Genomic DNA, 13,826 nt, shown 5'->3' with positions numbered 1-13,826 from the left:
ATATCCCGCACCAGACCGAAGGTGTCGCCTTGGTGAAGGCGCTCGCCTGAAAAAGATGCTTGAAGATGCCACGACGGAAACTATCCAGGGAAGAACTCTTCGCCCTCGTATGGGAGAAACCGACCAGCGAGATCGCCAAGGAACTTGGCCTTTCGGACGTGGCGATCGGCAAGCTCTGCACCAAGCTGCAGGTCCCAAAGCCGCCTCGCGGTTATTGGGCTCGCATGCAGGCCGGGCAGCGACCACGCCGGCCGGCCCTGGTTGCTTTCCGCGAGGAACTCGACACCAAGCGGCGCAACGAGTTACGTGCAAAAACAGCAGAATCGCTTTCGAAACTGCAACGCCAGTTTCTTGAAATGGCGTTGTCGGAGATGAACAGTCGAGGCGCCGGTATTGCTCCACCGCCAGGTGCCAGGTCGCTCGTCAATCTCGATCGCGATGTAGCAGCCCAGGTCCTGCTGCTCATTCAAGGCCGGGCGAAGGCCTGGGTGGAGGAAGGTCGCATTGCCACGCGCTGGGGACCGCCTGTCCGCAACAGCGTTGCCAAACTCGTTGAGCGCCTGCTGCCGATGGCGCGGCTGCAACTCTTGGTGTTCGAGACCGAGAGCAAGCGCACATCCTTCAGGACCGACGGGCCGATGATCTTTGTCCGACTGACAGTGCCATTGCAGGAGCGGATCATTTTGGATAGGCTGCCGCTGTCCATGGGCGCCTTAAGATCGCCACCCGCACCTAACTCGACCCAGCCACCGCGTCCGTCCACTTTTTCTTCGTAGGGAGGATTGCCAATGACGACTGTTATCGGCTGACCACGCTTAATGGCGTTTGCCTGGCGACGGGAATTGGCGATCGGCTGCATCACTTGCGGTAGCCACTCCTCCTCTTCGAAGGGATTGCCAGCGTATTGGTAATAAAGAGCCTTAGTGACGGCAAGACTGTCGATTTGCCTGGCCCCACCTTCATAAGTTCCTGCAATTCCGCGATCAGCCGAAGCTGCGCGACTGCAAACGGACCAAACTGAAGTTCAAAGCCAATCAGACGTTCAGAGGCGCTGGCGATTGCGGAAGGAACCGCGCCCTCTCCCAAATCAGATCCAACAGTTTCGGCAATACGACGCAGGACGCCGAGCAGAAACGTGCCCGTCCCAACGGCTGGATCAGCCACCGTGACGTCGGTGGAAGCGAATCCCGATCTTTGATGCCTACCTAAGATAAGCACGGCGAAGTGGACCTCGACGGAACTTCATACGGGCCGGTTCCAGTCCGTTGCAAACGGCATCTCGATCTCGACAATGAACGGAACCTTGACGACGACCCTCCAGCCTAGCTTTCGGCGGCCCGCGGCCCGGTGTTACATCGTACTCCCCTTTGGCTACGAGTATGTCGGCGGCTTCTGTCAACTGCCTTTGAGTCTGGGGGAGAGGGCATCATGTCTGAGGCCTGAAAAAGCTCCGAGCCCGCCAAGAGCGCAGTGCGCTTCCGTGGTAGATTTTCAACCTGCCCCCGCGTAAATTGAAATTCGGACATGTTGCCGGAGCTGTGTAGTTCCGGGAATTGGCTGAGTTCACTACCCAGAAGCTCGATCTTCTATTGAACATAATCTTGCACAGCACGGAGGGTCACTACGCCGAAGTCATCTGCGGCGCTGCCGCTGATCGCTTCATTAAAGTGGGAGCCGAAAAGGCCGCCTGTGTCCAAAAGCGAAAAAGCCACCTGTCTTGAAGAGGTCGAGACTTGGAGGGGCTTTGAGCCGAATCCGGTGAGATTTCGCATTACTTGACGACACGGTCTGATGCTACCTGGGGACTACTGGCAAGGCAAATTTCGGAAACTTTCTCAGGCATGCAATTTTGAGTTGACAAACGCTTTCATTTATCAACCCTATTAAGGGGGAGAGAATTTTCGGGAGAAAATATTCAAGGTTGCTTCAATTCATCTGATTCCGTTGAGGAGTGGGGCAGGATGATGAGGATTTTTCTATACGGAGACAGACATAGTTCAAATTCTGCATGGCTTGAAGCCGCGCAGGACGCCTCTCTTTTGAGTGTCACATCGTTTTGGCAAAGATATGGTGGCGAGACAGGAACGTTGGTCCTTGAAGCTCCGCTTACCATCGACGCAATTCTTGTCCGAGCGCTTGACGGTTCCGACAAACGCCTTGTCACATGGAAAGAGGCGGTCGACGAGGCGACGGGCGAAGCAAAGCGCCTCGCTGCAATCGCGCTCAACGCGCTTCACGATCGGCTCCGCAGCCTTCGTCTGAAGGCGGACGGGACGACGCAGAATGGCGTGGTGGCAGACTTTCTCGGCATCACCGGAGTTGCCGACGCCGTTACCGGCTTCGACCTGGAGTTGAATCCAGCTGGACTGCTCGGGGAGACAAATTCCGACGAACCGGTATTTCGCGCGCGCGCGACGGCGGTATTTGCGGCAGGCCTTTCTTCGCCCTTCGCCGCCGCGGCACTGGATGCGGTGGTGCGCATCGAGGTGCAACTGACCCGTGGCGACGTGCTTGAGGTCCTGCCACATATCGAGGTGCCGGCTCTGCCGCATCTCAGCTTTCACTTCCCCAACATCCCGCTTCCAAAATGGTCGCTGCACGGGCTGAAGATATCCTTCCCGGATCTGCCGTTCCTTCGCATCCCGCTGCACCTCGACCTCGACCTCGCCGTCAAATGGCAACCCACGCCTGATCTGGATTTTGCGGTTGCCGGCGGCAAATTGACGCTGTCGTCGACGAAGTCGACCGCGACGGTCAAATTTTCCGGCACTGATATCCTGATCGCCACCGACGTCGAGATCGCCGTCAACGGCAGCAAAGTGTCGATCAATGCGGCAAATATCGCCACGGCTACCTCGCAGCAGACCATCGCCAAGATCGACCTCAAAGACAAACTGCCCGGACCGTTCGTCGTCACGCTATTTGGCGTGACGGTGTCCGCTGATGCCTCCTGGTCGCAGGGCACCGGACTGAAGGTCGTGGTGACGATCAGCGTTGACCGGCTTGTCATCAGTGCGCGCACTGACCCGAGCCTCGTGCTCGCCGTATCGCCGGAACTCAAACTGACTTTTGCCGGCGACAAGCTGACACCCGAGCTGACCAGGCTGGATCTGGTCGAACCCTATCCGATCACGCTCGCCCTCTTTGCAGCGCATGTCATCGAGGACGGAGCGAGGCGCCTGATGGCGCTGATCCACAAGTTCGAGGTGCCCAAGCAGGATTGGCCGGGTACGCCGGACCTGCCCTCGCTCGATGGGTTCCTCAAGGTGCTGCGGCGGGTAGGGGAGCTTGCCGCCTCCGCTGCTGCCTGGCTGGCGCAACAGGGGGCTGCCGGCGTCCGGGCCCTGGCCGGACTTGCCGAGGCGGCGTTCAAGCTGATCGCCGAGCTGATCTCGACGCTGGCCGAAGCAATCGCAAGGGAAGCACAGAAAGCGAAGAGGGCCTTCAACTACATCATCGTGGAAGTCCGCGTCGATCCCGACCGATGGCGCATCGTCCAGATCGTCGTCACGCCTAGCGATCCCGATGTCAGCATCGATCCCTTCAGGCGCGAGTTTCTCGGGTTCAAGCTTGATTTTCCCTACAGTCTTTCCCCCGCACTCGTCTGCGATCTGGAGAAAGGCTGGCTGGCGCTCGCTCTGCAGCCGGACGGCGCCGGAAAGGTTACGCTGTCGACCGACCTCTGGCTTGGCCACGAGCACGGGCCGGCCGAGCCGGTCACCGGAACGCCCCAGGATGCCGCGCAGCCAAGGTCGCCGCTTCTGGTACTCGACGTCACACCGAAGGATTCCAAGGCTGCGGTCGCGCTGATTACGGTCGATAACGGCCGCGTCAAATTTCTTCAGCAGCTCAGGACCGAGCCTGTTTCTGCGCAAGTCCTGGGTCAAGGTCCCAAAGGTGGAGTCGTCGTTCCCGTCGGCCACCTGCTGCTGGCGGCGCGTTGGGTTGAGCTCGTGAACCTCGATCCGTCGGCCTTCGTCATCACGCCAAAAATCAACGAGGATCGAATCCTTTCGCTGTTTCGCAAGCCGAACGCAACCCCTGGCGCAAACCCGCTGGATCAGTTCAGCCAGCACATCAGCGTCAAGAAAAACGACAAGGTCGTTGTCTCCGGCTCAACCGTCACAATTACCCTCGATGTCGAAGTCAAGATTTCCGACACCGCCATCGACACCAAGCTGGACCTCATCATCGACGTCTACACGTTCTCGATGAAGGTTAAGGGCGGCAGGTTCGACATCAAGATCGGCGACCCCAAGAAAGAGTTCAATCTGCTCGGTCTGAACGGCAGGTTCCGCAAGAAGGACGGCAGCGCACCACCCGCGGATTTCGCGCCGCTATTCCTCGATTTCACCGACGGCGATCCGCGGCTGGGCCTGAGCGATGCAGCGAAGATCGTCTTGTCCTATGACAAGCTTTCGACCAGCGGCAGCACGCTCGATTTCGAGGTCGACAGCTTCATCGTGTCGCGCGACGGCATCGACCTCAGCGGGCAGGTGCAATCCAATCCGGTGACGCTGGCCGGTGTCGACATGCCGTTCCGGTTCGACAAGGGCCAACTCGCGGTCAAACGCAGCCAGATCCAGACCTTTGGCCTCGCAGGACACGGCAATTTGCCGCCGGCGCTGGTAGGCGAAGCCAAGGCGTCGATCGAGCTCAATTTCACCCAGGAGAGTGGCGTACTTGCGCTCCAGGCCGCCAAGGCGGTGCTGGACAAGAGCGGCGATCCGCTGCGTTGCGAGGGTACGCAGTTCACCATTACCGTCACCAAGCTCGGCCTGAAATACGTCCGACAAGGGCAATATCACTTCTATTTCACCCTGACCGGATCTGCGGAATTCCGGCCGAGCTCCGACGCGTTCGCCGACGGCTTGCTCAAGAACATCTCCGCGCTGCGCATCACGCTGGACGAAGCGCCGCTTGCGTCCGATCCGCGCGTGCTGATGAACCACATCGAATTCCAGGTCACGGTGGAGCCGCCAAAGCGGTCGACCTTCTTCGACCTGTTCTCGTTCGAGCTCCGCGGCGTCGGTTTCCATCCGGCGTCGCCCGCGTTCGGAGGCTCGCCGGCATTCTCGATTTCCGGCCAGGTGAATTTCACCGACTTCGGCGACATCGTGACGCCCCGGTTCGATTTTCACAAACTCTGGGTGGCACCGCCCGAGCGCGGCAAGGCGTTGCCGCGGGTGAGGTTCGACGGGTTGGGCGTAGGCTTGTCGCTCGGCTCGATGGCGGAGGCGTCGGGCACCGCGATCGCGGTCGACGGCAAGCTGCCGACGCTGTTCCAGCCCGACGTCCTGCCGGCAGACGTGACGGCCAAGGGCTTTCTCGCTTCGGGATCGCTGCGGATCCAGGGCTGGGCCTCGATGTCGGCATCGATGGGATTCCTGCAACTCGAGAAGCAGGGTGTCGATGAGAAGCGGCCGGCGTTCTTCCTGTATGTTCAGCGCAATGACATGGCGGAGAAGATTCCGACGCCGATCGGCACCATCTATCTTCGCGAAGTCGGCTTCGGCTTCGGCTATCGCTACACGCTGGCGGGAATTGCCGCCGCCGAGCGTGCCGAGACGCCGAAAGAGCTTGTCAAGATTCTCGACGAAATCTCGAAATACCAGGGTAGCCTATACGACGTGAAGGCGTGGTGGCCGACCTACGACAACGCCGCGATCACGCTCGCCTTGCGCGGAATGTTCTCGTTCACCTCGGTTTCGACCACTTCCAAATACAACGAGGAGGGCGAAAAGAATCTGCCGAACCTGGCGTTGTTCGACATCGTGGTCGCGCTCAGGACGGACCTCACCTTCCTGATGAACCTTCGCATCTGGATCGCCTACAATTATGCCGACTGGCGCGACGGCCGGCGCAACAATTCGGCCTGGACCAACAATCCGAGCCTGACCGGCTACATGTATTTGTCGGTGCCGCGCCGCGAGTTTCTGGCGCGTGCGGTCTACAATCCCGGCGCCGATATCGGCAACCACCCGATGCTTCCTGCCGAATTGAAGATGGCGATGAAGGCGGTGAAATGGTCATCCACCCTCTATATCAGGCCGGGCCTGTTCCACGCGGAATATGGCTGGCCGTATGAACTGGGCTTTTCCCTCGGCAACCCCAACGGCAACTTCTTCCTCTCGGTGGAGGGAGGGACCGTGCTGCGGATCGAGGACCTTTCGGTACTGTACGGCCTGGCGTTCCGCGCGCGCGGCTTTGCGGCCTTCGCCTATGACACCGGCGGCGACTTCGGCGCGGCCATCACCGCGCGCGCCAATTTTGCGCTCGGCGCCAAGCTGATCGCTTATCTGTCCGCCAATACTGCCGAATCGATGTTCTACGGCGTCATCACGCTCGACCTGACGCTGGAATTTTCCGTGCGGATGTGGCTGCGCACGAAATGGTTCAGCCTGTCCTGCGGCTTCTCGCGGTCGATCACGGTCCACATCGGCGTCGAGCTTCTGGTCCAGCCGGGTGACCTTGCTGCACGGATCGAGGCATCAGTCTCGGTGGGAGCTTTCGGACGCAACCTTTCGCTCGGAATCGGCTTTTCGCTGGGCAGCAGCGGCAGGCTCGCCGAGGCGCGGGTCAGGGTGGAACGGTTCCTGGCACTTGGTCTGGCGACCAGTTATCCCAATCCGGAGGCCGGCGTGCCGGTGTCCCGGCCGGCGCCATTGCCCGAGCCGTCACGCGCCGACAATGCGCGCAAGGCCGAAGGCCGACTCGAAGAGGGCGTCAACCGACGCGAAGCGAGTTCGAGCCCCGACAAGCCGGTCGCGGGCAGCGAAACGATCGAGTTCGTCGGCGTCGAATTTGGTCCGGTGTCGTACTGGGCGCTGCTCATTCCGGTTCCTCAGCCCGACGGCGCCGGCCCCGAATCCTACGTGGTCCAACTGATCCCGCGTGACAATTCTCCGTTGGGTGATGGCGGAGCGAACGACCGCAGTCACTTCTATGCGGCTCCCATGCAGAAGGAAGACGAACCCACCTATGTCGTGCAGGGAGTGAGGAAGGAGGAAGTTTTCCTAAGGGGTGGAATGAAGCCACCACAGGATACTGGCGCCGGGTTGCAAATCTGGACCGACTGGGACGCGCCGTTTGGTCGTGACGGCGACATTACCGGCTTTAGCGCCGAGGACAGTAAGAACGCACGACAGAATGCCAAACTGGGGGAGATTTTCGAGGCCTGCTGCTTCATGGCGAAGGGCAAGATCGGGAACGTCGAGTATGAAGCAACCGACATCAAGTCGGTGGAATGGGAAGAACATCCGGTCCTGCTGCCGGAAGATCCCGAGGCCGCCAACATCATGCTCGCGGAGGCGGCGCGCTCGCGAGCGGATTGCGGTCTGCGCTTCAAGCGCATGCAGCAAGTCGACGAGGCGCGCTCGTCGTTTATTGCGACGGTGGCCGAAGCTGCAGAGCAGATCGCGGCCCTCTTTACCTTCCGGGCCGGTACCCCTGAACTGAACAAGGATGCCGAGGACTATATCGCGTCAAAGCTCGAATTCGATCCGAGGGCGCTTGGTCTCACTTTCGTCATGCGCGGCGACCGGATCGAAGAGCTGTTCGGAACGAAGACAAAGTCCTCCGACTCGCCAATTACATCGGAAACTTTCACAATCAAGACCCGCATTCCGCGCCAGCCGGGACCGTCGATCGATCCGCCTCCGCCTGGCGTCGTGCTGTTCAATCCGCCCGACCGCATGTTCCGCATCATGTCGCCTGTGCTCGACAAGCCGGAGCTCAAGATCACGACCAAAGGCGTGCGCGCCACCTGGGATCTGGAACCTGCCTGGAAAAAATCGCCGTCTCTCTATGGCGATGCCGAATTCCACCTAAAACACTATTGCGTGGAGCGCCGGATCGAGGGGGGGGCCGATGACGCTGCGATCAAGCAGCGACCGGCGCCGCTGGAGCTGACGATCAAGCGTTCGGATCACACCGCCATCGTCATTCTGAAGGACAAAGACGGAAATCCCTTGCTCGACGCTGACGGAAATTTGCAGCTGCGCAAGCGGCGCCTGCGCGAAGCGAAGCCGTTGCAATTTATCGATGATTTCAAGGACATTGACCCTGGCCTCCGTGCTGCGTTGCTGCCCCCCGTCCTGTCGAGTGAGGGCGATGAGACGAAGGACACGACGAAGTGGAAGGAGCTATTCAAGAAGGGGGCTCCACGCATCGTGTATGCGATCGTTCCGGTCGACTGCGCCGGGACTCGCGGCCAAGTGGACACACATGTCGTCGAGTTCACACCGCGCAAGGAAACACCGAACAATCTTTTGAAGGCTATCGCGCGGTTCCGCTATCCGTCGATGCCTTCGGTTCTGCAGACGCCTGCGCTTTCAAGCAGCTTCCTTGCGCTTACGGTCGAGGAGGAGGAGGTCCTCACGGAGGCGTCAAAGTCGGACGAAAATTCAAAGCCCGAGCTTCCACCCGCCCAGAACTATGTTCTTCGTGTCAGGACCGAGCGCACCGTGGCCGTCGGCGTGTTTGGCGCCGATGCGGTCTCCCAAGCGCGCAACGAGCCGCCGGTGCCGGATCGTCTGGACCCGGGTGCGCATGAACTGGATATCGTGCTGCAGACGGGCGCCGGATCCGGCAAGAAGATCCGGATAAACCGTATCGCCCGCCGCCTCAAGGCGCGAACGACTCCCGGCCCGTTGCCCGAACCTGCAACGGAGACGATCGACTACAGGATAGCGGACGGCGATTGGAAGAAGCTGCTGGCACGGCTTGAGGTCGTAACGGACAATCCGGCCAGCGTAGCTCGCCTGCAGGCGGCGCGGATATATCTGCGGTTCGGCGGTGCAGAGCCGCGCAGCCCGGCGTGGGTGCCGGTGCAACTCCAACTGATGATCGACGATCCCAAGGAGCCTGGAGAACCTCCCGTCAATGTCACGATCGAGCGGTTTGAGCATCCCGTCGACGTCAAGTTCCGGCCGTTCAAGTCGGACTACATCTTCCCCGAAAGCGGGCGGCTACATTTGTACTATCCGACGGCGCAGGCCACGATAGACAGCTTTGTCGGTTCAAAAGCCGATGCCGTGCAATTGCTCTGCGACGGCGACCAGCGCACCGCCGTCAAGCTTGGCTGGACCGCGCGGCCGGACCAGATGGCGGCCCAGGGAGATAATCTGACCCCCCCGCTCAAGGCTACGGATCTGCACACGCTGATCGCGGGCTATGACCTGTTCTCGCTTGATGCGACCACGGTGCCGAACAACGATGAAGGCGCCAATGCTTCTCTGCGACTGTTCAAGCCGATCGGCCGGGTGCAGCGCCTGCCGGCGCTGGAGCGCGGCCAGGAGCCGTCGGAGACCGGCGACTTCGCGCGGGTCGAGGTGCTCTATCCCAGCGAAATGCAGCGCTTGACCGATCCAGCGCTTGATCGGCGCTTTGGCAAGCGGCGAACCAACTGGTATTCGCAGGCGGAATCCTTCCTGATCTGGCCGACGCGTCCGCTGCGACGCTCGCTGCTGACCCTGCCAGAGGAGAACGACATCGCGGCGCTGTTCGCCCGGAGGCAACCGCTCGCAATCCGCGTGGAATGGACAAAGTGGAAGCCGGACGATCCGGAACCACTGGCCCTGCCGAACACGTTTGGGTTCGCATCCGAGAAGCCGGACGAGAGTCCGGCGCCTCTTCACAATGGAATGCTTTCCGCAGGTTATCTCGACGGAGACGACAACAAGCCGCTTACGGTGGATCAGGCGAGGCGTCTGCTTCGAGGTCTGGTCCTGGTGGGCGATCTCGCGGCAAAGGACCGGGAAGCCTACGCGAACCCCGATCCATTCTCAAATCGCGCGCTCAAACTGACCTCGGTGTATCGCGATCAGGACGACAATAGCGATCCGAGCACCGTTACCGTCAATGTTTCGCTGTCGCCGTCCCAGCATCCGATCCTCGCGGACGTTCTCGACGTCGTCCAATACTACTACGAAGGCATCGAGTACCGTGGCAACAAACTGGTATATCGCCGCTACGAGCCTGTGATCGATCCAGCTCCCCAGCTCAATGGCGAGGAAATACTTCCGTTCCTCGACGAGACGGCACCCGACCGCGATCCCGCGGGTTGGGGCATCCTGCGCACGCTTGGACTCGCGACGGCATTCAGGCTCTACGACATCGAAACCGGCAACTTCCTTGAGTCGAACGATGCACTGAAGCAATTGAACCTCGCCCTGAAGCTGGTGTTGCCGCGGTACCAAGGCACGCAATTTGGCGCGCCCTTCGTCGATGTCTTGTTCACGACCGACGGCCTTTCCGAGGTGGTATCGCATTTCGGCACTGCACCGAGGCACGAAAACGCTGCGAGAGAGCTTCGCGAGAACAGGGCCCTCGCGCTTGTGCAGCTTGAACTGAGGCCGACCGTGCAGCCGTTACTCGATCTGGACGGACAGTTGAAGAAGCGTCGCGTTCGCTATGCCACGCTAAGGCTGGCAAAGATGACCGAAACCGTATCGATACGACCCACAAAGACCGGCGACAGGATCGTCTTCGAATTGGAGCCTCTGGTGCCGACCGACGGCTCCAGCCAGCGGCGCGTCTTGATGGCGCAGGGGTGGAAGGACGAAACGCAGTTTCCAACCGAAGGCGAACCGATCAGCAATGCGCTGACGCTGCGAACCGCCGGAATGAAGCCCGAAGATGCGCTCGCCTATGTCCGTCTCATCGCGCTTGATGACGTCACCGATCTGTCTGAACTTGGCTTGCTGACGCTGCCCAGCGATGTCAAGCTCGATCCGAGCGATGCGCCGAAGGAAGACGACGGAACGCAGAAAGGCGCCAGCCCCTGGGGACGGTTTGCGAGCCTGCCTGACAGCTGGCTTTCGGCGCTGATGTTCGGCGACAACATACAGATCGATCCCGGTATCGACCCGACGCTGCCTGATCCCGAACGGTCTGCGCCATTCAACACGGTTGCGACCCTGATCCGGATTCTCGGGCACTTCCCCAACAAACCCAACATGAAGATTCCGGACCAGCCCGAGAAGCGTCTGCAGATCGCCGCGCGGCTTGGACCCTGGACCCGCCGCTTCATGGAGAAGGGATTGGCGAAGCCGGCAATGAGCAAGGCCGGGCTCGCATTTGCGATGCTGACGCGGCCCAATCCCTGGAGGCTCGCGCCCGACAGCGACGGACGGCTGTCGATCACGCTGCTGGAGACCGATCGTTGGGGCAAGGCGCGGAAGTATGCGGTTCGGCCGTTCGGACGCTACGAGAGCCTTGCGATTGCTGCGGAAACAAAAGATGAGAGCACGAAGTCAGAGGAGAACAAGCCGGCCAAGACTGCCATGGCCGGCCGAGACTTCGCGGCATCGCTTCCGGAGTCCATAGAGACCGACGAGGCTCTGCGGCAATTCTTTGCCGATGTGAGCATCGAACGCACCGAACCGCTGGCGGCGCCCGTCATCCTGGCAACGCGCCGAAACGACAGGACCGATGCAGGCGGCGTCGTGCGTCCCGGCGATTCCGTTCAGATCGTGGTGTCACGCCATCCGGAAGAGATCCTGTCCGACGCCAATATCCGTGTGGACGCGGGACTCTCGATGCGCCACGTCGCCGTCGGTTTCTGGCGCGAGTTCTCGGCGCCGCAATGGGCTAAGCTCGTGCAACAGAATTCCGGCGATCCGGAATTCGACCTGCTCGAACCTTTCGGGCCGTTCAAGGACAATGGGCGCGACTATAGCCGCCTGCCCGTGCCCAAAGGACTCTCTATCATCGAGGAGTCCAAGCGCGATGACTACCAGAACCTCGAGCCCGAGCACGCCGATATCGGCATGATCCGCGAGATGTATGAGCGCCATCCCGATCTGTGGCGCGGCGCCTATGTGCTCAACATGTCCGCGATGCCATACGGCTTCCGCCTGCACGCAACAGCGCATGTCGCGGCAGGGGTGGTGGTCTCTCCGCCCAGCGTCGCCACGGTGGACGAGGCAGGCTATCGGCTGGTCTTGCCCTGGAAGGCTGGTGCGGATGGAGCCGTTGCGTGGCAGGACAAAAAGGTGACGCATCCATCCTGGCGGATTGATCGGCCGCCGAGCGATGACAAGAAGGTGAGGGTCGTCGTCGAATGGCCGATGGTTCGCATTGTGGACGGGATGTTCGAGGACGCGCTCAAGATCTGGTTCGGCAAGAGCGCCGCTGGCCTCAGCACGGACGCTGCGCCACGACTTTACCAGATGCCGGATCCTGCGGTTAGCTACCGCATATCGGTCGAAACCGACGATGGCCAGGTGCGCGTTGGCGAGATCGAGCTCGGCGCCCTGAGCAGCGATCCCGACACTAAACCGCGCGACTTGCTGTATCTGCCACAGTTGATCGGCGCCCGGTTCGACAAGCCTGAGCTCAAAGCGCCGTCTGGCCAACTCGTCGACGGTACCCATTATCCTGCGAGCCTCACCCTGGAGGTTAAGGGTGAGCAGCCGGATGCCAAAAAGCCGCTCGGGAAATTCGCGCCGGCGGCTCTCGACCCGGCGCTTGCGCCGGCCGATCTCTTGCTGGCTGCCGCAGACACTGCGCCGTGGGGCGATGTCGCGCCGGGAACGAGCAACGAAGATATCGACGGTACGCTGGACTTGACGGTGACGCCACCGCTCAATGTTCCCGACCCGCTTCCGCCGCCGGCGCCGCAATGGGCGGCATTCCGCAAAGACGTCGAGGCATTCGTCAAGTCGATGAGAACCTATGAGACGACGCCATCCGCATCCCCTCGCTTCGCGAAGATTGCCAAGGAGATCGCAGACGCAGTCGAGCCGTTTGCTATTGACAGGGCCTTCGATTGGAAGGTCAAGACCGGCGGATTGCTTCCGCATACGGTCAATGTGCGTTGGGTTGCAGGCTTGCCCCTCGAAAATTTCCCCTCCATCACCCTTGGCCCGATCGTCTGGCGGTGGTTCGCTGCGCCCGAGAAAACCGGCACAATCAACGGGGCTGCTCGAGCAAAGATCAAGGCGGTGCTCGACGCGGCCATCGCAGCGGCGGCTGGCAATCCCGCCCGCGTCAAGGTGCTGGAGGGGTTGAAGCGTTCCGTCCTCAACGCGATGCGCGCTCACATGATCGCGCTTCGCCGCGACAGCGATGAACAACCAAAGCACGACCTCGTACCTCTGCGCAGCAACGACCTCCCGGCGGGTATCAATCTCGACGAGCTACGAAAGCTTTCCGAAACAAGTCCCATCGATTTCGTTGCGGCCATGCACCTGCCGGAAAATGCGGCGCGCACGGCCGCGGAGATCGAGGCCGCGTTCACGGCGTTGGAAGACAAGGCCAATACGGCCGATACGCTGGAAAGCCTGGCGGCGATGATGGAGCGACCGGGCGAGGCCGCCGATATCTCGATGCGATGGTCAAGCCGCAAGGTGGCGGAGCCGGAGCTCTACAACTTTCATCCGGATACGCCGCCGGTTCTGAAGACCATGGTCCTGATCAAACCTGCCAAAAAGGACGAGATTGCCGAACTCGCGCCTTCCCATGCCGATCTGAGGGTTCTTGCCGGCAATCTTACCCAAACGATGGTGCTCGGTCCCCGGCGCCACCTAGTGATCCAGGCGTTCCACGGCCTTGCGCGGCCGCAAGACGACATCGTGCAGCGGGAGCAATAGCCATGGCGGACACGACCGACCTTCGCACCATCAGGCTTGTGGGGCCAAAGCAGCCGCTCAAGGCCTCCAACGAATCGGCCGACTTTTGCTGGAGCGCCGAACTCGCGCTGTCCTATCTCGGAAAGAACCGCCCGGACCGTTCGATCGTCAATTCGACGCCGGGATTGCGCGTCCTGCTGCAGGATCCGGAGTCGGACAAGGTCAAGAGACAGATCGAAATCAACATCAACG

At 60.9% G+C, this 13,826-nt stretch carries 3 protein-coding genes; 2 read left to right on the top strand and 1 reads right to left on the bottom strand.

Annotated features, from left to right (window positions below; genetic code table 11):
• The first annotated feature begins 158 nt into the window (after positions 1 to 158).
• Positions 159 to 776: a hypothetical protein gene (locus CUJ84_RS32495; RefSeq protein ID WP_199788882.1), complete on the top strand. Its 618-nt coding sequence runs from the start codon at positions 159 to 161 to the stop codon at positions 774 to 776.
• 82 nt (positions 777 to 858) lie between these two features.
• Here CUJ84_RS32495 and CUJ84_RS32490 read toward each other — a convergent pair whose 3' ends face one another.
• Positions 859 to 1,164, bottom strand: coding sequence for a hypothetical protein (locus CUJ84_RS32490; protein WP_158686993.1), 306 nt, complete (start codon positions 1,162 to 1,164; stop codon positions 859 to 861).
• Positions 1,165 to 2,087: 923 nt separating this feature from the next.
• On the opposite strand from CUJ84_RS32490, the gene CUJ84_RS32485 reads away from it, so the two are divergent.
• Positions 2,088 to 13,595, top strand: coding sequence for a hypothetical protein (locus CUJ84_RS32485; RefSeq protein ID WP_105009695.1), 11,508 nt, complete (start codon positions 2,088 to 2,090; stop codon positions 13,593 to 13,595).
• Positions 13,596 to 13,826: the final 231 nt, after the last annotated feature.

This window comes from Rhizobium leguminosarum (assembly GCF_002953715.1).
GTDB classification, from domain to species: Bacteria; Pseudomonadota; Alphaproteobacteria; order Rhizobiales; family Rhizobiaceae; genus Rhizobium; species Rhizobium leguminosarum_V.
Note: the sequence above shows the minus strand (reverse complement) of the source record. Positions and strands in the feature narration are given on the sequence as shown.